Here is a 25,967-nt window from a genome sequence, read left to right as displayed (position 1 = left end):
CCGTTTTCCAGGTGATCCAGTGACTTCCACAGAAAGGGACGGATAGCCGGTGTCGACGCCGTTCTATGTATCACCCCAGCAGGCCATGGCCGACCGGGCGGAATACGCCCGCAAGGGCATCGCCCGTGGTCGCAGCCTCGTTGTGCTGCAGTTCGCCGACGGCATCGTGTTCGTCGGGGAGAACCCGTCCCGCGCGCTTCACAAGTTCAGCGAGATCTATGACCGGATCGGCTTCGCGGCCGCCGGCAAGTACAACGAGTACGAGAATCTCCGCATCGGCGGTGTGCGCTACGCCGACCTGCGGGGTTACACGTACGACCGTGCTGATGTGACCGCCCGTGGTCTCGCCAACGTCTATGCCCAGACGCTGGGCACGATCTTCTCGTCCGCGGCGGAGAAGCCGTACGAGGTGGAGCTGGTGGTCGCCGAGGTGGGGGAGACCCCCGAGGGTGACCAGATCTACCGGCTGCCGCACGACGGGTCGATCGTGGACGAGCACGGGTCGGTGGCGGTCGGCGGCAATGCCGAGACGATCAGTACGTATCTCGATCAGCGGCACGAGGACGGGATGTCCTTGGCCGAGGCGCTCAAGTTGGCCGTTCAGGCGTTGTCGCGCGACACGAACGGCAGTGAGCGGGAGATTCCCGCGGAGCGGCTGGAGGTCGCCGTGCTGGACCGGACGCGGCCGCAGGCGCGGAAGTTCAAGCGGATTGCGGGGCGGCAGCTCGGTCGGCTGCTGGCGGAAGGCGGGGCGTCCACCGCTGCTGAGGCGGAGGATCCTGAAGACGAGGAGTGATCTCCTCGTCCTCCTCGACCTGCTTCCCTTTCTTGACCCTTGCGTGCCCTCGGCCTCTTCTGGCCGGGGGCACGTGGTGTTCTGCGGGCCCGGTGAGGGCTGGTCGCGCCGTTCCCCCGCGGCTGCGCCCCTGAACGGCGAAAGACTGCGCCGTTCCCCGCGCCCCCAAAGCCGCGCCCGCAAAAGGCCGCGCCCTCCTACAAGGTCCCCGGTGGTGCCGTGGAACCTCGGATCACCAGGGTGACCGGGATGTCGTCCGGGGTGGGGGTGCGGGTGTCCAGGACGGCCAGGAGGGCTTGCATGCCGCGTTCCCCGAAGAGTTCGGCGTCCAGGCGGACGGTGGTCAGTTCGGGGTCGAGGGCGGTGGCGAGGGCCAGGTCGTCGAGGCCGGTGACGGAGAGGTCGTCGGGGATGCGCAGGCCGAGGCGGCGGGCGGCCTTGTAGGCGCCGGCGGCCAGTTTGTCGTCGTCGCAGACGAGGGCCGTGGGGCGGGGGCCTGGGGCGGAGAGGGCGGTCTCCGCGGCGGCCCGGGCGTCGTCGATCGAGATCGGGGCGGAGGCCGTGCGCAGTGCGGTGCCGGGGACGGCGGCCAGGCGTTCGGCGAGTTCGCGGGCGCGAATGTCGAAGGTCCAGGAGGGGATGTCCGCCGCGAGGTGCAGGAAGCGGCGGTGGCCCAGGGCCAGGAGGTGTTCCGCGACCTGTCGGACGCCGTCGCGGATGTCGAGGTTGACGGTCGCCGCGCCGGTGCTGCCCGCGGGGTCGCTGTCGAGCATGACCAGGGGGAGCTGGTCGCCGCGGAGGGCGGTGAGGGCGTCGGCGGCCATCGAGGAGGCGATGACGCCGTCGAGGGCGGCCGGTGCGGAGGCGAAGGGGTCGCGGGCCGGTCCGATGCCTTCGGGGGAGGGGTAGAGCAGTACGCCGAATCCGTGCTGGGCGGCCACGCGGGCCGCGCCGGTGTACACGCCCGCGAAGAACTCCGTGGTGAGAGCGGGTACCACCAGGAGCACGGTGCGGGTGCTGCCCAGGCGGAGGTTGCGGGCGGCGAGGTTGGGGCGGTAGCCGAGTTCCCGGGCGGCTTCGCGTACGCGCTCGGCGGTGCGTTCGGAGACCCGTCCGCGCCACTTGTCGCCGAGCACGAGGGAGACGGCCGCCTGTGACACTCCGGCGGCCTGGGCGACGTCACGGCTCGTGGGGCGGGGGCTGCCTGCTGCCACCGTCGACCTGTCTTTCTGCTGGACTCGCGGACAGCGCACATGGTACGTATGACGAGCGACGTTATACGTAAAACCTTCGGCGTTCGCGACAGTCGGACGAGACAGAGGGGCGGGACATGGCCGCGGGGTATGTGGAGATCCTCCGGACGAGACATGCCGCGCGGCTGCTCGCGGGCACTCTGGTGGGCCGGCTGCCGAACGCCGCGGGTGCCATCGCCGTCGTGCTCTTCGTGCGCGCCGAGGGCGGCAGCTACAGCCTGGCGGGGGCGCTCACCGCGGTCTACGGAGTGTCCAACGCCGTGGGGCAGCCGCTGCTCGGCCGTCTCGTGGACCTGCACGGGCAGCCGCGCATCCAGTTGCCCGCCGCGCTCGTCTCCGCCCTCGGGGTGAGCGTGTTCGCCCTGACGGGCATACAGTCGCTCCCGCTCGCGTACGTCCTCATGGTGGTCGCCGGCCTCTTCACGCCGCCGCTGGAGGGCGGTCTGCGGGCGCTGTGGCCGTCGGTCCTCCACAAGGAGGGGCAGGTGCACACGGCGTACGCGATGGACGCCGTGGCGCAGGAAGTGATGTTCACCGTCGGGCCGTTGCTGGTGACCCTGTGCGTGTCCCTGTGGTCCGCCCAGGCCGCGCTGGTCGTCATCAACGTCATCGGTGTGCTGGGTGCCCTCTCCGTGGTCGTCTCGGGGCCCTCGCGCGCGTGGCGTTCGGCGCCCCGGGAGGCGCACTGGCTCGGCGCGTTGCGCTCGCCCGGGCTCGTCGCGCTGCTCGGCGCGTTCCTTTTTGTGGGTATGGCGCTCGGTTCCATCACGGTCGCGGGTCTGTCGTACGCGGACGACCACGGGGGTGACGCGACGTACGGCTGGCTGATGGCGGCGCTCGGGCTCGGTGCGCTCGTCGGTGGCACGGTGTACGGGGCCCGGCGGTGGAGCGGTGAGCCGGAACGGCGGCTGACGGTGCTCGTGGCCCTTCTGGCGGTGTGTTACCTGCCGCTGACGCTGATGCCCGGCGCGGTCGCGATGACGGCGCTGGTCGCCCTGGCAGGAGTTTTCCTGGCGCCCTGTATCGCCTGCGCGTTCATCATCGTCGACCGGCTCGCGCCGCGGGGCACGGTCACCGAGGCGTTCTCCTGGCTGGTGACGACGTTCACCGTGGGCGCGTCGGTCGGAACGGGCCTGGCGGGACCGGTGGTCGAGTGGGGCGGAGCGGTGCGGGGTTTCGCCGTACCGGGGCTGGCGGGGGGTGCCGCGCTGCTGGTTCTGCTGGCCACGCGGCGGGTCCTCGCAGCTACGGGCGGCGGCGCGGTGGTGGAGGGAAGTTCGGAAATGATCGAAACGTAGGAGCCGAACCCCGTTTCAGCACAGGCCATCAGGCGTAATGTTCAGTCATGGACCGCCGCATTTTCGGGCTGGAGAACGAGTACGGCGTCACGTGTACGTTCAGGGGACAGCGGCGCCTGTCTCCCGACGAGGTGGCGCGGTACCTCTTCCGCCGTGTCGTGTCATGGGGCCGCAGCAGCAATGTCTTTCTGCGAAACGGTGCCCGCCTCTATCTAGACGTGGGATCACATCCGGAATATGCCACTCCCGAATGTGACAACCTGACGGAACTCGTCACCCACGACAAGGCCGGCGAACGCATTCTGGAAGGACTCCTGGTAGACGCGGAGCGACGCCTGCACGAGGAAGGAATCGCGGGCGACGTCTACCTCTTCAAGAACAACACCGACTCGGCGGGCAACTCCTACGGCTGCCACGAGAACTATCTGGTGGCCCGTCACGGGGAGTTCTCCCGGCTCGCGGACATCCTCATTCCGTTCCTCGTCACCAGGCAACTCCTCTGCGGTGCCGGCAAGGTGCTGCAGACCCCGCGGGGCGCGGTGTACTGCGTCAGTCAGCGGGCGGAGCACATCTGGGAGGGCGTCTCCTCGGCGACGACCCGTTCCCGGCCGATCATCAACACCAGGGACGAACCGCACGCGGACGCCGAGCGCTACCGCAGGCTGCACGTCATCGTCGGCGACTCGAACATGTCCGAGACGACCATGCTGCTCAAGGTCGGAGCCACCGACCTCGTGCTGCGCATGATCGAGGCGGGCACGGTGATGCGTGACCTGACCCTGGAGAACCCGATCCGGGCGATCCGCGAGGTCAGCCATGACATCACGGGCCGCCGCAAGGTGCGCCTGGCCAGCGGCCGGGAGGCCTCCGCGCTGGAGGTGCAGCGCGAGTACTACGAGAAGGCCGTGGACTTCGTGGAGCGCCGCGGAATCCGTACCGGCGTCGTGGACCAGGTCCTGGAGCTGTGGGGTCGCACGCTGGACTCGATCGAGTCCGAGGACCTCGACCGGATCGGTACCGAGATCGACTGGGTGATGAAGTACCAGCTCATCGAGCGGTATCGCGCCAAGCACAACATGACGATGTCGAATCCGCGCGTCGCCCAGATAGACCTCGCCTACCACGACATCCACCGGCGTCGGGGTCTCTACTATCTGCTGGAGAAGCGTGGTCAGGCCGCGCGGATCTGCAACGACCTGAAGATCTTCGAAGGCAAGTCCGTGCCGCCGCAGACCACTAGGGCCCGGCTGCGGGGTGACTTCATCAGGCGTGCGCAGGAACAGCGCCGTGACTTCACCGTCGACTGGGTGCATCTGAAGCTCAACGACCAGGCGCAGCGCACGGTGTTGTGCAAGGACCCGTTCCGGTCCGTCGACGATCGGGTGGAGAAGCTGATCGCCGGGATGTAGGAGTTCGTCAGTACGGCAGGGGTCCTGTACACCGCGGGTGCGCAGGACCCCTGTCACGTCTGTCACGTCCTCTGCGTGTCTCGATCGGTACGGCCGGTTCCGCCTGCCCCGGCCCGGTGGTGTGAGGGCGAACGTTGCCTGTCGCGGCACTAGAGTGGCCGGACCCCATCCGAGCGACCTGAGGATCGATGTGCGACGCCGACTTGCTGCTCTCCTGATCGTGCCTGCCCTGGCGCTGACCGCGTCCGCCTGTGGAAGTGACGACGACAAGGGCGACAAGGACAAGGCCGATCCGTCGGCGTCGTCCTCCGCGTCCACCGCCGCGGCGCCGAAGCCGGTGGAGTCGGCGTCGCCGATGCCCGCGGTGAAGGGCGCCTTCGGCAAACAGGCCACGATCGAGGTGCCCAAGGGCGACCCGAGCGACAAGTTCGTCGTGCACACGGTCTCCGAGGGCGACGGTTCGGTGGTGAAGAAGGACGACCTGGTGTCGATGAACTTTACCGGCAAGGTCTGGAAGAGCGGCAAGGACCTCGGTTCCTCGTACCAGGAGGGCGGAGCGCCGCAGTTGATCACGGCTGGCTCCGAGACGGTCATTCCGGCGTTCGCGCAGGCGCTGGTGGGGCAGAAGGAGGGCAGCCGGGTCCTGGTCGTCGCGCCGCCGGCCGCCGGGTTCGGCAGCCAGGGCAACGAGCAGGCCGGGGTCTCGGGCACCGACACCCTGGTCTTCGCGCTCGACGTGGGCGATGTCGTCCCGAACAAGGTCGAGGGCAAGCAGGCCGCGATCCCGTCGGACCTGCCGCAGATCAAGGCCGACGACGAGGCGCCCGCCACGATCTCCGTGCCGAAGAACGACCCGCCGGCCAAGCTCGTCGACAAGGTCCTCATCGAGGGCAAGGGCGCCGAGGTGAAGAGCGGCCAGTCGGTCACGATGCAGTACAGCGGCGCCGCCTGGAAGCTCAACGAGGGCAAGGCGAAGGCCACGCTCTTCGACTCGTCCTGGAAGACCGGCCAGCCCTTCAGCACCGTCATCGGTCAGGGCCAGGTCATCGCGGGCTGGGACAAGGGGATCGTCGGCAAGCACGTCGGGGACCGGGTCCTGCTGGTGATTCCGCCGGCCCAGGCCTACGGCGACGAGGCCAAGGGCGAGGAGCTGCCCGCCAAGTCCACCCTCGTGTTCGTGGTCGACATCCTGGCCACGAGCTGAGGATGACAGACTGTCCGGGTTGTCCCACCGAGAACGAGCAGGAGCACTGACGTGAGCATCGAGAAGCCCGAGATCGACTTCCCGGGCGGCGAGCCCCCCAAGGATCTCGACATCAAGGACATCTGGGAGGGCGACGGCCCGGTGGCCAAGGCGGGCGACACCGTCTCGGTCCACTACGTCGGTGTGGCCTTCTCCACCGGCGAGGAGTTCGACGCGTCCTGGAACCGCGGTACGCCGCTGCAGTTCAAGCTGGGTGTCGGTCAGGTCATCGCGGGCTGGGACCAGGGTGTGCAGGGCATGAAGGTCGGCGGTCGCCGCCAGCTGGTCATCCCCTCGCACCTCGCGTACGGCGACAGCGGTGCCGGTGCCCGTATCGGCCCCGGCGAGACGCTGATCTTCGTCTGTGACCTCGTAGGGGTCTGACGTCCCCTTTTTCCTCTGTCGTGTGATCGCGGTCCGACCAGGTTCGATCACTTGGGGCCCATGCCTGTCCGGGCATGGGCCCTCGGCTTTTGCCACGACACCCCGGGGCGGTACGGTCATCGGTCGGAAGCACCATAGGAAGGGCGTCCATGGCCATTGCCAAGGCAGAGCGGCTGATGAACCTGGCGCTGTGTCTGCTCGGGACGCGGCGACCCCTCAGCAAGCGCGAACTCCGCGAGTCCATCGAGGCCTATCTGGAGGCCGGCTCGGACGACTCCTTCAACCGGATGTTCGAGCGGGACAAGGACGATCTGCGTGAACTCGGCCTGGTCATCGAGACGGTGGAGAACCTCGACGGCGAGGTCGGCTATCTGGCCCGCCGCGACAGCAACCGGCTGCCGCCGATCACGCTCGACGCCGAGGAGGCCGCGGCCCTCGGGCTGGCCGCCAAGGTCTGGCAGCAGGCCCGGCTCGCGGGCGCGGCGAGCGGCGCCCTGCAGAAGCTGCGTGCCGCGGGTCTGCCCGAGGGCGTCGACCCGTACGAGCCCCACGGGGCCCTGGAACCGCGCATCCCCGTGCACGAGGCGGCCTTCGAGCCGCTGATGCTCGCCTGCCGCGACCGGCGCCCCGTCACCTTCGACTACCGCAAGGCGAGCGCGGCCCACCCCGCGCCCCGGCACGTCGAGCCCTGGGCCCTGGAGTGCTGGCGCGGCCACTGGTACCTGGCCGGCTGGGACCGCGACCGGGGCGCCGAGCGCGTCTTCCGGCTGTCCCGGATCACCGGCAAGGTCCGTACCCGCAGTGGCAAGTACACGGTGGAGGTGCCCGACGTCGTCACGGTGCGGGAGACCGTCGCGGGCTGGGCCGGCGACATCACCGACCGCTCCGCGCTGATCCGGCTGCGGACGGGCTCGGGATACCCGCTGCGCGCCAAGGCGGCGTCTTCGCGGGAACTCGGCGACGGGTGGGACGAGTTGGAGGTTCCGTACGGGCACGGTCTGGACGCCTGGCTGGTGGAGTTCGGGCCCGACGTGGTGGTCCTGGAGCCGGCCGAGCTGCGGGCCGACGTCGTGGACCGGCTGCGCGCTGTGGCCAAGGGCTGAGGGGGACAAAAGGAAAGTGGCAGGAAAACCGGCCAGACCCACGAGCGCGATCGACCAGACGCGGCGGATGCTGTCCCTGGTGACGTATCTGCGTGAGCGTCCCGGCGCGCGGATCGAGGACGTGGCGCGGGCTTTCGGGATCACCGAGGACGAGCTGATCTCCGACCTCGACGTGCTGCCGCTGTGCGGGACCAGCTTCCGGGGCGGCGACCTGCTCGACATCGACACCGACGGCGACCGGATCTGGTGGCACAACCCGGACGACGTCGCGGAGCCGCTGCGGATCGCCGCCGACGAGGCGACCGCGCTCCTGGTGGCGGCGCGGGCCGTGTCGACCCTGCCGGGGTTGCGCGAGAGCGACCGGCAGGCGCTGCTGCGGGCCACCGCGAAGGTGGAGGCCGCTTCCGGTGAGGCGGCGAGCGCCAGCTCCCGGCTGTCGGTCACCTTCGAGGCGGAGGGCGGGGTCTTCGCCGACGTCGACCGGGCCATCTCCGAGCGGCGCAGGCTGTGGATCCGCTACTACTCACCTTCGCGGGACGAGCTGAGCGAGCGCGAGATCGACCCGATCCGCCTGGTCAGCGTCGGGCACACGTATGTGGAGGCCTGGTGCCGCCGCTCGGAGGCCCGGCGCACCTTCCGGCTGGACCGGGTCGCCGAGATCAAGATCCTCGACGAGCCGTCCGCGCCGCCCGAGATCGAACTGCGGGACCTCTCGGAGGGGCTGGTGCAGCCGGCCGCCGAGGACCCCGAGGTGGTGGTGGAGGTAGGACCCGGCGGACGCTGGGTCGCCGAGTACTACCCCCACGACAGCGCCGAGGAACTGCCGGACGGCGGTCTGCGCATCACGCTGCGTACGCCGGACCCGGCGTCGCTGCGCCGCCTGGCCCTGCGGCTCGGGCGCGACGGCCGGATCGTCTCGCCGCCGGAGGTCGCCGACAGCGCCCGCCGGGCGGCGCGTGAGGCGCTCGCGGCCTACGACGGACCACTGGACGCGTATGAAGCCGGGAGCGGGCCGCAGGCCCTCCCCGGGGCGCCTCGCGACGGTGTCACGGATGCTCCCTCCGGTGGTGACGGGGGAGTGCGGCGCCCGGAGAGCGGGCCGCACGGAGTTGATGACGGGCTGTACGGCAGGCAGGAGCAAGGGCTGTGAGCGGGTCGGCAATGTCTGGTACGAGTGAGATGTCGGTGGCGTCCGCGTTCTCCGGGATGACGAGAGTGGACCCCGTGGTGTTCAAGGCCGCGTGCCCGGACTGCCGGGGCGGCTTCGAGCTCGCCGCGAGCGCCCTGCGCCTGGTCGTCGGCGCGACACATCGGACCACTTTCTACTCCTTCACCTGCCCTCGGTGCCGCACGGCGGTGCGCAAACCGGCCGGGGAGCGCATCGTGGAGCTGCTCACCGGGGGAGGGGTGCGGGCCCTGCGGCTGCAGGGGACGGTCCGGGGGGCTTAGGGTCGAGCCATGTTCTGGCCGATGTTCGCGATCGCTGTGGGTTTCCTGGGAATCGCCGTGCTCGGCGTGCTCGCCGTCCGTGTCTTCCTGGAGGCCGAGCGGCTGGGCAGGCAGGTCGACGAATCCGCACGCCGGATCAGCCGCGCGGCCGAGGATCTGGAGCACGCGTCCGTCGCGGTGACCCGCTCCGCGGACGCCCTCTGAGCTTTCCTGTCCATGGGCTTTGAACCACTCGGACCTGTCAACTTCGCAGGGTCGGCAGGTACGCTGCAGGTCGCGGACCGGAAAGTGAGGCGCCGACCGCGAACTGGGAGTACGCACAGGGATTGCCTCGCGTTCACCCCTGAGCGTTACGATCGCTGCCAGCGCGACCCTCGGGCAGACGTCCGACCGGTCGGGCAGCAACCCCACCACGCCGCCTCGGTGAGAAGGTAAAAGCTTATGTTCGGAAGGCTCGGCGCTCCCGAGATCATTCTCATCCTCGTCGTCGTCATCCTGCTGTTCGGCGCGAAGAAGCTTCCCGACATGGCCCGCTCCCTGGGCAAGTCCGCCCGCATCCTCAAGAGCGAGGCCAAGGCGATGAAGAGCGAGGGCAAGGACGACGCCGCCGCTCCGGCCGCGCCCCCGCACGACGACCAGCAGCCCCAGCGCACCATCAAGGCCGCACCCGGTGACGTGACCAGTTCCCGCCCGGTCACCGAGCCCACGGACACGACCAAGCGCTGACCTAGGGGGCCGGTGACCGCCGGCCGCCGCACGAGATGGGAACGTGGGTTGCTGAAGTCCGCCCGCAAGAAGGAAGAGAAGGATCCGGAGGGGCGGATGCCCCTCGCGGAACACCTTCGTGAGCTCCGCAACCGGCTCGCGAAGGCGATGCTGGCCATCGTCCTCGTCACGGTCGTCGCCGCCTTCTTCTACAACGACATCATCAACTTCTTCACGGAGCCGATCCTCAAGGAGGTCGGCTGCGACAAGACCTTCCAGCAGCTGGCGAAGTCGTCGTCCGACGACCCCTGTGCGCAGATCACGATCAACGGTCTGCTGACGCCCTTCACGCTGGCCTTGAAGGTGTCGCTGATGGCGGGTGTCGTGCTGGCCTCGCCGATCTGGCTCTACCAGCTCTGGGCGTTCGTCGCGCCGGGCCTGCACCGCAGCGAGAAGAAGTACGCGTACGCGTTCGTCGCGTCGGGTGTCCCGCTCTTCCTCGGCGGTGCCTTCTTCGCCTACAAGGTGCTTCCCACCACCGCGAAGGTCCTGATCGAGTTCACCCCGTTCGGCGTCGACAACCTGCTGCCGCTGGACGATCTGCTCGACCTCGTGACCCGCATGGTCGTCGTCTTCGGTCTCTCCTTCGAGCTCCCGCTGCTCCTGGTGATGCTCAACATGACCGGCGTGATCACCGGCAGGCGCATGGCCGGCTGGTGGCGCGGCATGATCATGGGCATCACCGTCTTCGCCGCCGTCGCCACGCCCAGCACGGACCCGCTGACGATGCTGGCGCTCGCCGGACCCATCTGGATTTTGTACTTCGCGGCCACCGCCTTCTCCCTGCTGAACGACCGCCGCAGGGCCCGTCGCGAGGCCGAGGGCCCCGACGACGACGAGGCCTCAGAACTCGACCTCAGCCCCGAGGCCATCGGCGAGATCGAGCCCGTGACGGCCAACCGCGCGCTGCCCGCCCAGGCGGAGACCGAGCGGGAGCGTATCAACGGTTACGACGACGTGACCTGACGACGTGACCTGACCTCGGCGCCGACCTTGTAGGGTCCGGGCCGTGAACCGCTCCCGCTGACGGCGGAATGCGTACGGGGAGCGGTGCGTGTCGCGGGGCCCTGAGCGGGAAGCCGGGGCCAGCGGTCCGACACACGTCGCCAGGGCGGCCGGACACACCGTCCGCAACCGGGCGGAGTCGGATCCGCGTGCTCCGATCGGATAATGATCGTCCTGTTGTCAGTGGTGGCCGGTAGTCTCGAAAGCACGATGACAGACGACCTCTCACCGGCCGAGCGGTACGCGGCAGCACGGAAGCGCGCTGTCGAGCAGGCCACCGCGCTCGCCGGCTTCCGCGAGATGTACGACTTCGGCCTCGACCCCTTCCAGATCGAGGCCTGCAAAGCTCTTGAAGGGGGCAAAGGAGTCCTGGTGGCCGCGCCCACCGGCTCGGGCAAGACGATCGTGGGCGAGTTCGCCGTCCATCTCGCCCTCCAGCAGGGCAAGAAGTGCTTCTACACGACACCCATCAAGGCCCTGTCGAACCAGAAGTACGCGGACCTGTCCCGCCGTTACGGCGCGGACAAGGTAGGCCTCCTCACCGGCGACAACAGCGTGAACAGCGACGCCCCGGTGGTCGTGATGACCACCGAGGTGCTGCGCAACATGCTGTACGCGGGCTCGCAGACCCTCCTCGGTCTCGGGTACGTCGTCATGGACGAGGTGCACTACCTCTCGGACCGTTTCCGCGGCGCCGTCTGGGAGGAAGTGATCATCCACCTCCCCGAGTCGGTCACGCTGGTGTCGCTGTCGGCGACCGTGTCGAACGCGGAGGAGTTCGGGGACTGGCTCGACACCGTGCGCGGCGACACCGCGGTGATCGTCTCCGAGCACCGGCCCGTCCCGCTGTTCCAGCACGTGCTCGGCGGCCGGCGGATGTACGACCTCTTCGAGGAGGGCGAGGGCTCCAGGAAGGCCGTCAACCCCGACCTCACGCGTCTGGCGCGCATGGAGGCGAGCCGTCCGTCGTACCAGGACCGCAAGCGGGGCCGCGCGATGCGCGACGCCGACCGGGAGCGCGAGCGCAGGCAGCGGTCCCGGGTGTGGACGCCGGGCAGGCCCGAGGTCATCGAGCGGCTCGACTCCGAAGGGCTGCTGCCCGCCATCACGTTCATCTTCAGCCGCGCGGCCTGCGAGGCGGCCGTCCAGCAGTGCCTGCACGCGGGCCTGCGGCTGAACGACGAGGGCGCCCGGGAACGGGTCCGTGCCCTCGTCGAGGAGCGCACGGCGTCCATCCCGGACGAGGACCTGCACGTTCTGGGCTACTACGAGTGGCTGGAAGGCCTGGAGCGCGGTATCGCGGCCCACCACGCGGGCATGCTGCCGACGTTCAAGGAGGTCGTCGAGGAACTGTTCGTACGCGGCCTGGTGAAGGCCGTGTTCGCCACCGAGACCCTCGCCCTCGGCATCAACATGCCTGCCCGTTCGGTGGTGCTGGAAAAGCTCGTCAAGTGGAACGGCGAGCAGCACGCGGACATCACCCCCGGCGAGTACACCCAGCTCACCGGTCGGGCCGGCCGCCGTGGCATCGATGTCGAGGGCCACGCGGTGGTGCTGTGGCAGCGCGGTATGAACCCCGATCACCTCGCGGGACTCGCCGGCACGCGCACGTACCCGCTGCGTTCCAGCTTCAAGCCCTCATACAACATGGCGGTCAACCTCGTCGAGCAGTTCGGGCGGCACCGTTCGCGTGAGTTGCTCGAAACGTCCTTCGCGCAGTTCCAGGCCGACAAGTCGGTCGTCGGGATCTCCCGCCAGGTGCAGCGCAACGAGGAGGGCCTTGCGGGCTACAAGGAGTCGATGACCTGCCACCTCGGGGACTTCGACGAGTACGCGCGACTGCGGCGCGAGCTGACGGACCGGGAGACCGACCTGGCCAAGCAGGGCGCCTCCCTGCGGCGGGCCGAGGCGGCCGTCGCGCTGGAGAAGCTCAAGCCGGGCGACATCATCCACGTGCCGACCGGCAAGTTCGCGGGGCTCGCGCTGGTCCTCGACCCGGGGCTGCCCGCGGGGCGGTCCAACGGCCACCGTGGCTTCGAGCAGCACGACGGGCCCCGGCCGCTCGTGCTCACCGCCGAGCGGCAGGTCAAGCGGCTCGCGTCGATGGACTTCCCGGTGCCCGTGGAGGCGCTGGAGCGGATGCGCATCCCGAAGTCGTTCAACGCGCGCTCGCCGCAGTCGCGCCGCGACCTGGCCTCCGCGCTGCGGACCAAGGCGGGGCACATCGTGCCCGACCGGCACCGCAAGAAGCGCGCCGAGGCCGCCGACGACCGTGAGATCGCCCGCCTGCGCACCGCCATCCGGGCCCACCCCTGCCACGGGTGCAGCGACCGCGAGGACCACGCGCGCTGGGCCGAGCGCTACCACCGGCTGCGTCGCGACACCGCGCAGCTGGAGCAGCGCATCGAGGGCCGGACGAACACCATCGCCCGCACCTTCGACCGCATCGTGGCGCTGCTGACCGAGATGGACTACCTGCGCCACGACGAGGTCACCGAGCACGGCAAGCGGCTCGCCCGGTTGTACGGCGAGATGGACCTGCTCTCCAGCGAATGCCTGCGCGAGGGAGTCTGGGAGGGCCTCGGACCGGCCGAACTGGCCGCGTGCGTCTCGGCGTTGGTGTACGAGTCCCGGGCCGCCGACGACGCGATGGCGCCCAAACTGCCGTCCGGCAGGGCGAAGGCCGCGCTGGGCGAGATGGTCCGCATCTGGGGCCGCCTGGACGCCCTGGAGGAGGACTTCCGCATCACCCAGACCGAGGGCGTGGGCCAGCGCGAGCCCGACCTGGGCTTCGCCTGGGCGGCGCACCAGTGGGCGTCGGGCAAGGGTCTCGACGAGGTGCTGCGCGAGGCGGAGATGCCGGCCGGCGACTTCGTGCGCTGGTGCAAGCAGGTCATCGACGTGCTGGGCCAGATCTCGGCGGCGGCGCCGATCTCCGGGGCGGCGAGTTCGACGGTGGCGAAGAACGCCCGCAAGGCGGTCGATCAACTGCTGCGCGGAGTGGTGGCGTACTCGTCGGTGGGCTGAGGCGCCGGAGGCGCTGAGACGCCGAGCGAGAGGACGGACCCGGGACCCCGACCGCGAGGGTGCCCGGGTCCCGGCATGTCCCGCGGCGGCGCGAAAGCCGCCGTCACCCCTTCTGACGGGGGGTTCTCGTATGCCCGTACGTCGTCACACTGGGTGTTCGTTTGAACGCGTGGCGTGTAAATGGGGCAGAGCGTACTCCTGTTGCGGGGGCGATTTCAGGTGGTTGCTGAACATGACACGGCGATGATCCGGTCGGACTAAGCTCGCCCGCAGCGCACCGAGTTGGGATGAATTCGTGCGCTTGTTCCCCCGAGTTCTGAAGATCCAGATACCTCCCCCCCCAGACCTCCAGTCGACTTGTCTCAGAGGGCATACATGGTGAGTGTTCAATTGCCTCCCGGTGGCCGCGATGTTCCCTACGCGCGCGTGCTGTTGCTGCCGGCCATAGTGATGGCCGCCGCGACCGGCACCGCCGTCGCCCTGGTGACGCAGCCGGCTCGCGCGGCCGTCGCCTGGTGTGGAGCCGTCGCGACCCTGCTCGTGATCGCCACAACGGCGGAAGCGATCCGGCGCGGCCGGGTCATCCGCGCGGCACGGGCCGAGCTCGCCCGCCGCACAGCATCCATGGAACGGCGCGTCTCCCTGCACGACGCCGAGATCGACCACCTCCGCGAGCACCTGCTGCCCACCGTGCTCAAGGCGATGCGCGGCGGCCGGTCGCCCCAGGAGACGGTCCGGCGGCTCGTCGACAACGACCCCGCCCAGCGGAACATCCCCCGCTCCCAGCGCGCACTCCTGATCGAACTGCTGCGGATCATCGACCGCGAGGAACTGCAGCGCGAGGCCGCGCAGCGCTCCTTCGTCAACATCGCCCGCCGCGTGCAGGCGATCGTCCACCAGCAGAACGTGGAACTCCGCGAGATGGAGGAGGACCACGGACGCAGCCCCGAGGTCTTCGACGACCTGCTGCGCATCGACCACGGCACCGCGCTGATCGGCCGCCTCGCCGACTCCATCGCCGTGCTCGGCGGCGGCCGCCCCGGCCGCCAGTGGCCCGCGCCGGTCCCGCTGTACAGCGTGCTGCGCGGTGCCATGTCCCGCATCCTGGAGTACCGGCGCATCGAGCTGCACTCCATCGCCAAGGTGAGCGTCGACGGCATCCACGTCGAGCCGGTCATCCACGCCGCCGCCGAACTCCTCGACAACGCCACGCGTTACTCGCCACCGCACACCAAGGTCCACGTCACCGCCGTCGAGGTGCAGACCGGCGTGGCCATCGAGATCGAGGACGCCGGCGTCAGCCTCAGCGAGGAGGCCCGCACCCGGGCCGAGCGGATGCTCGCACAGGCGGCGGAAGGCCCCGACCTCAACCAGCTCGGCGAGGACCCCCGGCTCGGCCTCGCCGTCGTCGGCCGCCTCATGGACATGTACGACATGCAGGTCTCCCTGCGGCAGTCCGCGTACGGCGGCGTACGCGCGGTCCTCGTCGTACCGCGCAAGCTGCTCACCGAGGACGACGCGCCCGGTCTCGCCCACGGCATCGGCGCGGCGGCCGTACCCAAGGTCGACTTCGACGGCGTCGAGGGCCCCCAGCGCGTCGAGAAGAAGCGCCGCCCCACCACCGGGCCCCGTACCTCCAGGCCGGACGAGATGGAGGACGACGTCCCCGAGGTCACCGAGTGGACGGCCAACGGGCTGCCGCAGCGCCGCAGCCGGGTCACGGTCCCCTACAGCCAGCGGGTGAGGGAGGCCAGGGCCGCCGCGGCGGAGGCGGAGGCCGCGCGCAAGGAGGGCCGCCCCGTCATCGACTGGACCCGGTCGTCCACCCAGGTGCCCAAGAAGAAGAAGGAAGAGAAGGAACCCGGGCTGTGGGTCGAGGCGTTCATGGCCGGCCTCAAAGGCGGCGACGGCGACCAGCAGCAGACGCCCGGAGCGACGAACAGTCCGGCCCGCACCGAGGCCGACGACGAGGGGGACCTCACGTGATCCAGCAGCGCGCCAATTTCGACTGGATGCTCAAGGAGCTGTCCGACGGGGTGTACGGCACCCGGCAGGTGGTCGTCCTCTCCGCCGACGGTCTGCGCATCGCCCGGTACGGCGGCGACCCCGACGCCGCCGACCGTATCGCCGCGGCCTGCGCCGGACTCCAGAGCCTCGCCGGGGCCGTCGCCACCGAGATCCCTGAAACCGACGGCAAGATGCGCATGGTCATCATCGAGATGGAGGGCGGCTACTTCTACATGATGGCCGCGGGGCCCAACGCCTATCTCGCGGTGCTGGCGGAGGCCCACGTCGACGCCGGACTCATGAGCGCCCGGATGCGTGACCTCGTCGTCCGGATCGGCGCGCACCTCACGAGTCCGCCCCGGCGGAACGGGCAGACCGTATGAGTCCTCCCCAACGACGCCGCCGCCTGCCCAAGGCGGCCCCCAAACCGAAACCCGCGCCCCCGCCCGAAGGGCCCGGCGGACACGCCGGGCCCTTCGGGCAGGGCCGGCCCCGCGAGCCGGAACGGCTGTATGTCGTCACCGGCCAGGTCGAGGGCGGCGACCGCGCCGAACTCGACCTGGTGACCTTGATCGTGGCGTGCGCCGACGCCCCGCCCACAGCCCAGCCGGAACAGTCGGCGCTGCTCCGGCTCTGTCAGGCCCCCATGTCCGTGGCCGAGGTATCGGCCTATCTCAATCTGCCGTTCAGCGTGGTGACCGTACTGCTGACCGAGCTGCTGACGGCTGAACTGGTACAGGCGCGCGCTCCCATAGTCCGAGCGGAGCTGCCCGACCGTTCCCTTCTCGAAGCGGTGATGCATGGACTTCAAAAGCTCTGACACCGTCCCGGGGCCCCGCGCCGAGGACCATCTCCCGCACACGGCGACCGCCGCGGTGAAGATCGTGATCGTGGGCGGATTCGGGGTCGGCAAGACGACGATGGTGGGTTCCGTCAGCGAGATCAGGCCGCTGACCACCGAAGAGACCATGACGCAGGCCGGCATCGGTGTCGACGACAACTACGGCTCCGACACGAAGACGGCCACCACCGTCGCGATGGACTTCGGCCGCATCAGCATCACCGAACAACTGGTGCTGTACCTGTTCGGCACCCCCGGACAGGAGCGCTTCTGGTTCCTGTGGAACGGACTGTTCGAGGGCGCTCTGGGCGCGGTCGTCCTGGTCGACACCCGGCGTCTGGAAGTCAGCTTCGACGTCATCGGACGCCTGGAGGAGCGCGGCGTGCCGTTCGTCGTCGCGGTCAACGACTTCCCCGACGGGCCCCGTTACCCCATGGAGGACCTGCGGGCCGCGCTCGACCTGTCCGAGGAGATCCCCATGATGACGTGCGACGCGCGCCGGCGGGCTTCCAGCCGGGACGTCCTGATGACACTGATGCGGTTCCTGCACTCCATCGCGATGGCCTCGACGTAGGCGCTCCGCTCGGGGGCCGTGATGACCTGCGGGTCCGCAGGGGCTGGTAACGCAGTTCCCCCGCGCCCCTGCAGACGGGGCTGCGCCCCTGTCCTCAACCTGCCGCGCACGCACTGTCCGAACATCCGGTAAGCCGGAACTCCCCATTCCCGAAAGCGATCACCGTGACGCCTGAATCCCACTCCCTGACCGACACGGACGACCCCATGTCCGGGCCGCCGCCGGGCTGCCCGGCCCACGGCACGGGCCCCGGCGGGCTGCGCCGGCTGTACGGACCCGACGCGCAGGATCTGGCGGGCCTGTACGAGAAGCTGCGCGCCGAGCACGGGGCCGTCGCGCCCGTGCTGCTCCACAACGACGTGCCCATCTGGATGGTGCTCGGACACGGCGAGAACCTCCACATGATCAGCAACCCCTCGGTCTACACCCGCGACAGCCGTATCTGGACCCCGCTCCTGGACGGCACGGCGGGCGCCGACCACCCGCTGATGCCGCTCATCACCTGGCAGCCCATCTGCTCCCACGCCGAGGGCGACGAACACCAGCGGCTGCGCGGCTCGGTGATGGGCGCCATGTCGACCATCAACTCCCGCGACCTGCGCCGCCACATCAGCCACTGGACCCAGGAACTGGTCAACCACTTCTGCCACCGCGGCACCGCCGACCTGGTCTCGCAGTTCGCCGAACACCTGCCGATGGCGGTGCTGTGCGAGATCCTCGGCATGCCCGAGGAGTACGACGACCGGATGGTGCAGGCCACCCGGGACCTCCTCAAGGGCACCGAGACCGCGATCGCCAGCAACGAGTACGTCATGAGCGTGCTGATGCGGCTCACCGTCCGCCGCCGGGCCGAGCCCGCCGAGGACTTCACCAGCCACCTCATCAACCACCCGGCCGCACTCACCGACGAGGAGGTGGGCCAGCACCTGCGGGTCGTCCTCCTCGCCGCGTACGAGGCCACGGCGAACCTCCTGGCCAACGTGCTGCGCGTGGTGCTCACCGACCCGGGCTTCCGTGCCCAGCTCAACGGCGGCCAGATGACGGTGCCCCAGGCGGTGGAGCAGTCCCTGTGGAACGAGCCGCCTTTCAGCAACGTCCTCGGTTACTTCGCCAAGCAGGACACGGAGCTGGGCGGGCAGCGCATCCGCAAGGGCGACGGGCTGCTCTTCGGGATGGCGGCGGGCAACGTCGACCCGCACGTCCGCCCGGACCTCAAGGCGAACATGATGGGCAACCGCTCGCACCTCGCCTTCGGCGGCGGCCCGCACGAGTGCCCCGGCCAGGACATCGGCCGTGCCATCGCGGACGTGGGTGTCGACGCGCTCCTCAAGCGGCTTCCGGACGTCCGGCTAGCCGTGGACGAGGACGACCTGACGTGGACCGCGTCGATCTCCTCGCGGCATCTGGCGGAACTGCCCGTCGTGTTCGCCCCGGCTTCGCCGCAGGACGTCATGCAGCGGCCCGGCGTCAGTGACGTGCCCCGCCCGCGTCCGGACTGGGACCTCTCCGACCCGTCCCCGGACGCCGCCCCGGTGCCGCGTCCCACGATCGACCTGCCGGAGCCCTCGGCCGCCGACCCGGTCACCGGACCGGGACACCGGCTCGGCGCCTGGCAGCGCTTCGTGCGCTGGTGGCGCGGCTACTGAGCCCGACTGCCACGGACGTCACCGGGTCTGTCCGTCACCGGCCCAGTCGTCGTGCGCGGACCACGCCAGGAGTGTCCGTCCGCTGCGGAACGAATGGCTGTGCCCCGTGACCGGATCGGTGAACTCCAGCACCCGTGCCAGCAGTTGCAGCGGGCGCCGGAAGTCACCGGTCGGCACGGGGCCGGTGACTTCCGGATACAGCGGGTCGCCGAGGATCGGCACACCCAAAGCGCTCATGTGCACCCGTAGTTGATGCGTCTGCCCGGTGTGCGGCAGCAACCGGTAGCGGGCCCGGCCCTCCCAGTGCTCCATCAGCTCGACCCGGGTCACGGCGTTCGGCTCGCCCGGCACCTCCCGCGCGGCGAGCACCCCCCGCTCCTTGAGGATCCGGCTGCGGACGGTGACGGGCAGGTCCAGCGCCGGCGCGTACGGGGCCACCGCCTCGTACTCCTTGCGTATGAGCCGGTCGCGGAACAGCGACTGGTACGTGCCCCGTTCCTCGGGCCGCACCGTGAACAGCACGAGCCCGGCGGTGAGCCGGTCGAGCCGGTGCGCGGCGCCCAGCGCCGGCACTCCCAGTTCCCGCCGCAACCGTGCGAGAACCGTCTCGGTGACATGACTGCCCCGGGGCGTCGTGGCGATGAAGTGCGGTTTGTCGGCGACCACGATGTGCTCGTCGCGGAAGACGACCTCGACGGGGAACGGCACCCGCTCCTCGTCGGGCAGCTCCCGGTGGAACCACACGAACGACCCCGGCACGTACGCGGTGTCCGCCGTCACGGGCCGCCCGTCCGCGTCCACGATCTCTCCGGCGGCGAGCATCTCGTCGATCGCCGCGGCCCGCGGTGCGAGCCGCTCCGTCAAATGCTCCCGTACGGTGCTCCAGGCCCCGTCGGCCGGCAGCCGCACCCGCACCGGATCCACCCCTTCGCGCTGGGGCAGGGGAGAGGGCGGAATCCTGCTTCTGCGTCTCACCTGGTCAGCGTACGCAGAGGGGGCAAGAGCCGGGGCGAGGCCCTGCTTTCGAGGGGCGCGGGGAACTGCGCGACCGGCCCCCACGGACCCGCAGCCACCCTGTGGACCCCGCCCCGGAGGGGAGCATCTCAGGCCGAGGCGGCAGGAGGCGCACCCTCCTGCTCGGCCTCGACCTGCGCGTTCCAGTCCCGCTTCGCGGCCTGCCACCCGTCCTCGTTGTGCCCCAGCCGCCAGTACCCGGAGATGGAGATGTCCTCGCGCGCGATCCCCCGCTCGACGCGCAGCAGCCGCCGCAACTCCTTCACGAAGCCCGCCTCGCCGTGCACGAACGCGTGCACCCGGCCCGCCGGGAACTCCAGTGCCTGGACGGCCGCCACCAGGGCCTCGCCGACCGGCCGGTCACCGCGGTGCAGCCAGACGACCTCCACGGCGGAGTCGAACTTCTGCTCCTCCTCCGGCCCCGAGACCTCCACGAAGGCACACACCCGCGCCCCGATCGGCATGCTCTCCAGCGAGGCGGCGATGGCGGGCAGCGCGCTCTCGTCCCCGGCCAGCAGATGCCAGTCGGCCTCGGTGTCCGGCGCGTACGCCCCACCCGGTCCGAGGAACCGCACGAGCTCGCCCGCCTGTACGTGGGTCGCCCAAGGCCCGGCAAGCCCCTCGTCGCCGTGGATCACGAAGTCTAGGGTCAGTTCACGCTGCTCGGGGTCCCAGGCGCGCACGGTGTACGTACGCGTCACGGGCCACTGCTCACGGGGGAACTCGTCGCGGATCCGCGCCATGTCGAAGGGCTCCGGATACGTCACGCCCTCGGCGCCGAACAGCAGCTTCACGTAATGGTCGGTGCTGGTGCCCGCGGTGAAGTCGGCGAGCCCCTCGCCCCCGAGGACCACGCGCTGCATGTGCGGAGTCAGCCGCTCCGTACGGACGACTCGCGCGGAGTGCGGCTTGGGAGTCCTGCGTGCCGGACGCTCTGCCATAACGGCCTCCTGGATAAAGTTCGCTAAGGCTTACCTAAGTTAGCACCACTCCCTGCGCCGCACCCCCGTGACACGCCTCGGTTGAACAGGGGGCAGTCGTGCGACCCCACATGTCCAGTGTCCCTCTCAGGACCCGAGAGTCGACAGCAGGCGCGTCAGTGAGCCGCCGAGACCCCAGCGCGCCGCCAGCGCGTCGAGGGCCGCCGGATCGCGTGGCGCGCGCGGCACCGCGGTGTCCACCTCCGGCAGGGGCACGTCACCGGCCACCTTGACGACCTTCGGCGCGACCGACACGTACGGCCGTGACTCGTCCAGGCGCTTGCGCTGCGACGGAGTGAGCCTGGCCTTCGGGTCGTCCACCGCCGCCATGATCCCGGCCAGATCCCCGAACTCGGCCAGCAGTTTGGCGGCCGTCTTCTCGCCGATGCCCGGCACGCCCGGCAGTCCGTCGCTGGGGTCACCGCGCAGCAGCGCGAGATCCGCGTACCCCGGCCCGTCCACGCCATACCTCTCGCGCAGCCAGCCCTCGTCCGTCAGCTGCAGGGAGCCGACGCCCTTGAGCGGGTACAGCACGCGGACGCCCCGCTCGTCGTCCACCAGTTGGTACAGGTCGCGGTCGCCGGTGACGATGTCGACCGGGCCCGTGGCGCGGCCGGCGAACGTGCCGATCACGTCGTCCGCCTCGTACCCCTCGACGCCCACGCGCGCGATGCCCAGCGCGTCCAGGATCTCCTCGATGACCGGCACCTGCGGCGAGAGGGTGTCGGGCACCTCTTCCTCGTCCGGTCCGGTCTCGGTCTCCTGGGCCACGCGGTGCGCCTTGTAGGAGGGGATCAGGTCGACCCGCCACTGCGGGCGCCAGTCCGCGTCCATACAGGCCACCAGGTCGTCCGGCCGGTGGTCCTTCACCAGCCGGTCGATGAACTCAAGAAGTCCCCGCACGGCGTTCACGGGAGTGCCGTCCGGGGCCTTCACGGATTCCGGCACCCCGAAGTAGGCGCGAAAGTACAGGGAGGCCGTGTCGAGGAGCATGGTTCGCCGGGGCTGCTGAGTCTGCTGCGTCACGCCTCGCATCATGCCGTACGCCACTGACAGTCACCGCCGGGCGCGGACAGTGCGCGAAAGGCCCGCACGGACAGGCGGGCGAAGGCGAGTTCCGCAACTGTCCGAAAGTAAACAAGATGTGAACTGGGACACGGTCGGGTTTGCGCCACCGCAACGGGGGCAGGGGCGCACGCGGAGCGAACCCGGTCGCATTTCAACAACACCTGAACATGCGCGGACCGGATGAGCGGGCGGAACCCGCATCGCTCCACGGCCCGCCGGCGGGGGAGGCGGGCCGTCTTCGTTCTACCGGAGAGGTACTTGTGTCATCCAGGCTGCAGGCGGAACAGCTCTACAAAGTGTTCGGCAGACGACCCGGCGAGGGCGTCGAGCGACTGCGAGGGGGAGCCGACCGCGAGGAACTGCGCGCCGACGGCATCACCGCCGCGGTGATCGACGCCTCCTTCACGGTGGAACCGGGCGAGATCTTCGTCGTGATGGGACTGTCCGGATCCGGCAAGTCCACGCTGCTGCGCATGCTCAACGGGCTTCTGGAGCCGACCGGGGGCCGCGTGGTCTTCGACGGGCAGGACCTGACCGCGCTGAACGACCGTGAGATGCGCGAGGTCCGCTCCCGCAAGGTGAGCATGGTCTTCCAGCACTTCGCGCTCTTCCCGCACCGCAGCGTCCTGGAGAACGCCGCGTACGGCCTTGAGGTGCAGGGGGTGCCGCGCGCCGAACGCCACGAGCGCGCCAACAAGGCCCTGGTGCTGGCCGGCCTCGCCGGCTGGGAGAAGTCCTGGCCCGACGAACTGTCCGGCGGTATGAAACAGCGTGTGGGCCTGGCCCGGGCGCTCGCCACCGACGCCGACCTGCTGCTGATGGACGAGGCCTTCAGCGCGCTCGACCCGCTGATCCGCCGCGACATGCAGGACCAGCTGATCGAACTCCAGAAGAAGCTCAAGAAGACCATCGTCTTCATCACCCACGACCTCAACGAGGCCATGCGCCTGGGCGACCGCATCGCCGTCATGCGGGACGGCCGGATCGTGCAGATCGGCACCGCCGAGGACATCCTCGTACGCCCCGCGAACGACTACGTGGCCTCCTTCACCCAGGACGTCGACCGCTCCCGGGTCCTCACCGCGGCCTCCGTCATGGACACGGAGCTGCGCGGCGACGAGGCGGACTGCGGTTGCGAGACCGCAAGGCCCGACACCTCGTTCGGTGACCTGTGCGCGATCAGCGCGCGGCTGACGCACCCCGTCGCAGTCGTCGACAAGAAGGGCAAGCTGGTCGGGGTCGTGCCACGGCGACGGCTCGTCGGCTTCCTCGGCGACGAACAGGGCGAACCGGCACCGTGCGACACCCCGCGCGACAAGAACCTCGGAGCGGTGAAGACCGATGCCTAGAATCCCCTTCGGCGACTGGGTCAACGACGCGGTCGACTGGTTGCTGAACCACATGGCGTGGCTCTTCGACTTCTGCAAGACCGTCTTCCTCGGCGCCTACGACGGCATCAACGCCGTCCTGCAGGCCCCCGAACCGCTCCTCCTCGCAGGCATCTTCGCGGTCATCGCGTTCTGGCTGCGCGGCACCTCGGCAGGTCTCCTCACCTTCGTGGGATTCGCGTTCATCGACTCCCTCGAACTGTGGGAGAACGCGATGATCACCCTGTCGCTCGTACTGGTGGCGACGGTCATCGCGCTCGTCATAGCCGTGCCCGTCGGCATCTGGGCGGCCCGCTCGGACCGGGTCAGCAGCATCGTGCGGCCCGTGCTCGACTTCATGCAGACGCTGCCGGCGATGATCTACCTGATCCCGGCGATCCTGTTCTTCGGCACCGGCGCCCCCGCGGGCATCGTGGCCACCCTGATCTTCGCGCTGGCCCCCGGCGTCCGGATGACCGAGCTGGGCATCCGGCAGGTCGACAAGGAGCTGGTCGAGGCGGCCGACGCGTTCGGCACCACCCCCGGCAACATCCTGCTGCGCGTCCAGCTGCCGCTGGCTCTGCCCACCGTGATGGCGGGCGTCAACCAGGTCATCATGCTGGGCCTGTCCATGGCCGCCATCGCGGGCATGGTCGGCACCGGCGGCCTCGGCGGTGACGTGAACGAGGCCATCGGCCAGCTGAACGTCGGCCTCGGCTCCGAGGCGGGCGTCGCCATCGTCATCCTCGCCATCTACCTGGACCGGATGACCAGCGCGCTGGGCACCCAGGTCTCGCCGCTCGGCCGCCGCGCCGCCGCCAAGTTGAGCGCCGCGCGGGGCCTGAAGATCTGGACCTACCGTCCGCAGCCCACCGTGGCCGTGATCGGCGTCGTCGTGCTGGCGCTCGTCGCGGGCGGTATGGGCGTCTTCGGCTCCGGTGACAGCGAGACCACCGCGTCCGACTCGAAGAACGTCGGACAGGGCAAGAAGATCACCATCGGTTACATCCCGTGGGACGAGGGCGTGGCCTCCACCTTCCTCTGGAAGGAGATCCTGGAGCAGCGCGGCTACGACGTCAGGGTCAAGCAGTTCGACGCGGGCCCCCTCTACACCTCCCTCGCGCAGGGCGACATCGACTTCCAGACCGACTCGTGGCTGCCCACCACCCACGCGGAGTACTGGAAGAAGTACGGCAAGCAGCTCGACGACCTGGGCTCCTGGTTCGGCCCGACGTCCCTGGAGCTGAGCGTGCCCGCCTACATGAAGGGCATCGACTCCCTGGCGGACCTCAAGGGCAAGGCCGACGAGTTCGACGGCAAGATCACCGGCATCGAGTCCAGCGCCGGAATGATGGGCCTCCTCAAGACGAAGGTCCTCAAGGAGTACGGGCTCGACAAGGAGTACAAGGTCGTCGACAGCTCCACGCCGGCGATGCTGGCCGAGCTGAAGCGCGCGTACGCCAAGAAGGAGCCGTTCGTCGGCACGCTCTGGTCGCCGCACTGGGCGTACAGCGAGTACAAGCTGAAGAAGCTCAAGGACACCAAGGGTGCCTGGGGCGAGGGCGACGGTGTGCACACGCTCTCCCGCAAGGGGTTCGCCAAGCAGAACCCGGTCGTCGGCAAGTGGCTCAAGAACTTCAAGATGACCGAGAAGCAGCTCACCAGCCTTGAGGCGGAGATCAACAAGGCCGGCAAGGGCGCTCAGCAGGAGGCCGTGCGCACCTGGCTGAAGAGCAACTCCAAGGTCGTCGACACGCTGGCCCCGGTCGCGAGCTCCTCGTCGAGCACCCCCGCCGAGGCGAAGAACGCCATCGACGTCGCCTGGTTCCCGTGGGACGAGGACGTCGCCGTCACGTACCTGTGGAAGAACGTCCTGGCCCGGCGCGGCTACACGCTGAACCTGAAGCAGATGGACGTCGGCCCGGTCTACACCGGCCTCGCCTCCGGCGACATCGACCTCAACTTCGACGCGTGGCTGCCGTACGCGCAGTCGAACTACTGGAACAAGCACAAGGACAACCTGAAGGACCTCGGCACCTGGTACGAGCCCACCTCCCTGGAGGTCGCGGTGCCCTCCTACGTCAAGGGCGTCAAGTCCCTGGCGGACCTCAAGGGCAAGGCCGACACCTTCGACGGCAGGATCATCGGGATCGAGCCGGGCACCGGCGAGATGAACCTCCTGAAGAAGGACGTGCTGCCGGGCTACGGCCTGGACAAGGAGTACGAGGTCGTCGACGGCTCCACGCCCGCCATGCTGGCCGAGCTGAAGCGCGCGTACGCCAAGAAGGAGCCCGTCGCCGTCGTCCTGTGGTCCCCGCACTGGGCCTACAGCGAGTACGAGCTGACCAAGCTGTCGGACGAGAAGAAGCTGTTCGGTGAGGGCAACACGATCCGGACCATCTCCAACAAGAAGTTCCCCGGGCAGTATCCGCAGCTCACCGAGTGGATCAAGAACTTCACGATGAGCGAGGACGAACTCGGCAGCCTGGAGGCCGAGATCAAGGACCGCGGCCAGGGACACGAGGAGGACGCCGTCGCCGCGTGGCTCAAGGAGCACCCGGACATGGTGGAACGTATGACTCCGCAGTAGCGGACGAGCACGACGACGAGGGGCGGGGGGGGGGGGGGGGGCCCCCCCCCCCCCCCCCCCCGGGACCCCCCCCCCCCCCCCCCCAAACCCCCGGGGGGGGGGGGGCCGGGAAAAAGGTGTGGGGGAACACCAAAGGGGGGGGCACAAC

General features: G+C 69.7%; 22 protein-coding genes and 1 pseudogene. 19 read left to right on the top strand and 4 right to left on the bottom strand.

All coding sequences use genetic code 11. The annotated features are described in order from the left end of the window. Nucleotides 1–49: 49 nt before the first annotated feature. A complete protein-coding gene (prcA, locus tag ACIOKD_RS10940; RefSeq protein ID WP_402081182.1) occupies nt 50–796 on the top strand; it encodes a proteasome subunit alpha in 747 nt (248 codons plus the stop codon). 197 nt (nt 797–993) lie between these two features. Here the strand turns inward: prcA and ACIOKD_RS10935 are convergent, their stop codons facing one another. After that, a complete protein-coding gene (locus ACIOKD_RS10935) occupies nt 994–2,010 on the bottom strand; it encodes a LacI family DNA-binding transcriptional regulator (RefSeq protein WP_402081178.1) in 1,017 nt (338 codons plus the stop codon). A gap of 116 nt (nt 2,011–2,126) precedes the next feature. Between ACIOKD_RS10935 and ACIOKD_RS10930 the strand changes: the two are divergent. The 16 genes and pseudogenes from ACIOKD_RS10930 (at nt 2,127) to ACIOKD_RS10855 (ending at nt 18,800) form a co-directional block, all read left to right on the top strand. Further along, a pseudogene (locus ACIOKD_RS10930) lies at nt 2,127–3,385 on the top strand (MFS transporter). Nucleotides 3,386–3,394: 9 nt separating this feature from the next. Beyond that, nucleotides 3,395–4,756: a Pup--protein ligase gene (gene pafA, locus ACIOKD_RS10925; protein WP_402081175.1), complete on the top strand. Its 1,362-nt coding sequence runs from the start codon at nt 3,395–3,397 to the stop codon at nt 4,754–4,756. 190 nt (nt 4,757–4,946) lie between these two features. Continuing rightward, nucleotides 4,947–5,960 (top strand): FKBP-type peptidyl-prolyl cis-trans isomerase, encoded by a 1,014-nt coding sequence (locus ACIOKD_RS10920; protein WP_402081173.1) that lies wholly within the window; start codon nt 4,947–4,949, stop codon nt 5,958–5,960. A gap of 51 nt (nt 5,961–6,011) precedes the next feature. Further along, nucleotides 6,012–6,383 (top strand): FKBP-type peptidyl-prolyl cis-trans isomerase, encoded by a 372-nt coding sequence (locus tag ACIOKD_RS10915; RefSeq protein WP_402081170.1) that lies wholly within the window; start codon nt 6,012–6,014, stop codon nt 6,381–6,383. 149 nt (nt 6,384–6,532) lie between these two features. After that, complete coding sequence (locus tag ACIOKD_RS10910) at nt 6,533–7,486, top strand: helix-turn-helix transcriptional regulator (RefSeq protein ID WP_402081167.1); 954 nt, start codon at nt 6,533–6,535, stop codon at nt 7,484–7,486. A 16-nt stretch (nt 7,487–7,502) separates the two neighbouring features. Beyond that, nucleotides 7,503–8,636, top strand: a complete 1,134-nt coding sequence (locus tag ACIOKD_RS10905; protein WP_402081164.1) for a helix-turn-helix transcriptional regulator — start codon at nt 7,503–7,505, stop codon at nt 8,634–8,636. Nucleotides 8,637–8,647: 11 nt separating this feature from the next. Further along, nucleotides 8,648–8,935 (top strand): hypothetical protein, encoded by a 288-nt coding sequence (locus ACIOKD_RS10900; protein ID WP_402081162.1) that lies wholly within the window; start codon nt 8,648–8,650, stop codon nt 8,933–8,935. Between the two features lie 9 nt (nt 8,936–8,944). After that, entirely contained in the window at nt 8,945–9,139 is a 195-nt protein-coding gene (locus ACIOKD_RS10895) for a hypothetical protein (protein ID WP_402081159.1), read from the top strand. A gap of 237 nt (nt 9,140–9,376) precedes the next feature. Beyond that, nucleotides 9,377–9,661 carry a Sec-independent protein translocase subunit TatA gene (tatA, locus tag ACIOKD_RS10890; protein ID WP_402081157.1) on the top strand — a complete coding sequence of 95 codons (285 nt, stop codon included), beginning with the start codon at nt 9,377–9,379 and terminating at the stop codon, nt 9,659–9,661. Nucleotides 9,662–9,709: 48 nt separating this feature from the next. After that, the gene (gene tatC, locus ACIOKD_RS10885) at nt 9,710–10,666 is read left to right on the top strand and encodes a twin-arginine translocase subunit TatC (protein WP_402081154.1); all 957 of its coding nucleotides are present in this window, start codon (nt 9,710–9,712) and stop codon (nt 10,664–10,666) included. A gap of 204 nt (nt 10,667–10,870) precedes the next feature. Continuing rightward, nucleotides 10,871–13,732: a DEAD/DEAH box helicase gene (locus ACIOKD_RS10880; protein ID WP_402081150.1), complete on the top strand. Its 2,862-nt coding sequence runs from the start codon at nt 10,871–10,873 to the stop codon at nt 13,730–13,732. Between the two features lie 375 nt (nt 13,733–14,107). Continuing rightward, the gene (locus tag ACIOKD_RS10875; protein ID WP_402081147.1) at nt 14,108–15,718 is read left to right on the top strand and encodes a sensor histidine kinase; all 1,611 of its coding nucleotides are present in this window, start codon (nt 14,108–14,110) and stop codon (nt 15,716–15,718) included. Next, on the top strand, nt 15,715–16,122 hold the full coding sequence (locus ACIOKD_RS10870) for a roadblock/LC7 domain-containing protein (RefSeq protein ID WP_402081145.1): 408 nt from the start codon (nt 15,715–15,717) through the stop codon (nt 16,120–16,122). The genes ACIOKD_RS10875 and ACIOKD_RS10870 overlap by 4 nt, the downstream gene beginning before the upstream one ends. Further along, nucleotides 16,119–16,559, top strand: a complete 441-nt coding sequence (locus ACIOKD_RS10865) for a DUF742 domain-containing protein (protein WP_402081142.1) — start codon at nt 16,119–16,121, stop codon at nt 16,557–16,559. The genes ACIOKD_RS10870 and ACIOKD_RS10865 overlap by 4 nt, the downstream gene beginning before the upstream one ends. Continuing rightward, complete coding sequence (locus ACIOKD_RS10860; RefSeq protein WP_402081139.1) at nt 16,540–17,154, top strand: GTP-binding protein; 615 nt, start codon at nt 16,540–16,542, stop codon at nt 17,152–17,154. The genes ACIOKD_RS10865 and ACIOKD_RS10860 overlap by 20 nt, the downstream gene beginning before the upstream one ends. A gap of 164 nt (nt 17,155–17,318) precedes the next feature. Next, complete coding sequence (locus ACIOKD_RS10855; protein ID WP_402081137.1) at nt 17,319–18,800, top strand: cytochrome P450; 1,482 nt, start codon at nt 17,319–17,321, stop codon at nt 18,798–18,800. 18 nt (nt 18,801–18,818) lie between these two features. Here the strand turns inward: ACIOKD_RS10855 and ACIOKD_RS10850 are convergent, their stop codons facing one another. The 3 genes from ACIOKD_RS10850 to ACIOKD_RS10840 form a co-directional block, all read right to left on the bottom strand. Next, nucleotides 18,819–19,775, bottom strand: a complete 957-nt coding sequence (locus ACIOKD_RS10850) for an RluA family pseudouridine synthase (RefSeq protein ID WP_402081134.1) — start codon at nt 19,773–19,775, stop codon at nt 18,819–18,821. 128 nt (nt 19,776–19,903) lie between these two features. Further along, complete coding sequence (locus tag ACIOKD_RS10845; protein WP_402081132.1) at nt 19,904–20,755, bottom strand: siderophore-interacting protein; 852 nt, start codon at nt 20,753–20,755, stop codon at nt 19,904–19,906. Nucleotides 20,756–20,881: 126 nt separating this feature from the next. After that, on the bottom strand, nt 20,882–21,829 hold the full coding sequence (locus ACIOKD_RS10840) for a 5'-3' exonuclease H3TH domain-containing protein (RefSeq protein ID WP_402081724.1): 948 nt from the start codon (nt 21,827–21,829) through the stop codon (nt 20,882–20,884). A gap of 293 nt (nt 21,830–22,122) precedes the next feature. Here ACIOKD_RS10840 and ACIOKD_RS10835 point away from each other — a divergent pair, with 293 nt between their 5' ends. Continuing rightward, nucleotides 22,123–23,211: a glycine betaine/L-proline ABC transporter ATP-binding protein gene (locus tag ACIOKD_RS10835; RefSeq protein ID WP_402081129.1), complete on the top strand. Its 1,089-nt coding sequence runs from the start codon at nt 22,123–22,125 to the stop codon at nt 23,209–23,211. Continuing rightward, the gene (locus ACIOKD_RS10830; protein WP_402081125.1) at nt 23,204–25,819 is read left to right on the top strand and encodes an ABC transporter permease/substrate binding protein; all 2,616 of its coding nucleotides are present in this window, start codon (nt 23,204–23,206) and stop codon (nt 25,817–25,819) included. Before ACIOKD_RS10835 ends, ACIOKD_RS10830 begins: the two co-directional genes overlap by 8 nt. The last annotated feature ends 148 nt before the right edge of the window (nt 25,820–25,967 follow it).

The sequence above is a fragment of the Streptomyces sp. NPDC087844 genome (genome assembly GCF_044742785.1).
In the GTDB taxonomy this organism is placed as follows: domain Bacteria; phylum Actinomycetota; class Actinomycetes; order Streptomycetales; family Streptomycetaceae; genus Streptomyces.
This window is presented reverse-complemented; position numbering and strand designations above follow the sequence as displayed.

Coding starts and splice junctions, on each gene's coding strand:
- pafA (WP_402081175.1), top strand. CDS start 3,395: ATGGACCGCCGCATTTTCGGGCTGGAGAACGAGTACGGCGTCACGTGT.
- ACIOKD_RS10840 (WP_402081724.1), bottom strand. CDS start 21,829: ATGCGAGGCGTGACGCAGCAGACTCAGCAGCCCCGGCGAACCATGCTC.
- ACIOKD_RS10895 (WP_402081159.1), top strand. CDS start 8,945: ATGTTCTGGCCGATGTTCGCGATCGCTGTGGGTTTCCTGGGAATCGCC.
- tatA (WP_402081157.1), top strand. CDS start 9,377: ATGTTCGGAAGGCTCGGCGCTCCCGAGATCATTCTCATCCTCGTCGTC.
- ACIOKD_RS10830 (WP_402081125.1), top strand. CDS start 23,204: ATGCCTAGAATCCCCTTCGGCGACTGGGTCAACGACGCGGTCGACTGG.
- ACIOKD_RS10865 (WP_402081142.1), top strand. CDS start 16,119: ATGAGTCCTCCCCAACGACGCCGCCGCCTGCCCAAGGCGGCCCCCAAA.
- ACIOKD_RS10910 (WP_402081167.1), top strand. CDS start 6,533: ATGGCCATTGCCAAGGCAGAGCGGCTGATGAACCTGGCGCTGTGTCTG.
- ACIOKD_RS10875 (WP_402081147.1), top strand. CDS start 14,108: ATGGTGAGTGTTCAATTGCCTCCCGGTGGCCGCGATGTTCCCTACGCG.
- ACIOKD_RS10900 (WP_402081162.1), top strand. CDS start 8,648: ATGTCTGGTACGAGTGAGATGTCGGTGGCGTCCGCGTTCTCCGGGATG.
- ACIOKD_RS10880 (WP_402081150.1), top strand. CDS start 10,871: ATGATCGTCCTGTTGTCAGTGGTGGCCGGTAGTCTCGAAAGCACGATG.
- ACIOKD_RS10845 (WP_402081132.1), bottom strand. CDS start 20,755: ATGGCAGAGCGTCCGGCACGCAGGACTCCCAAGCCGCACTCCGCGCGA.
- ACIOKD_RS10860 (WP_402081139.1), top strand. CDS start 16,540: ATGGACTTCAAAAGCTCTGACACCGTCCCGGGGCCCCGCGCCGAGGAC.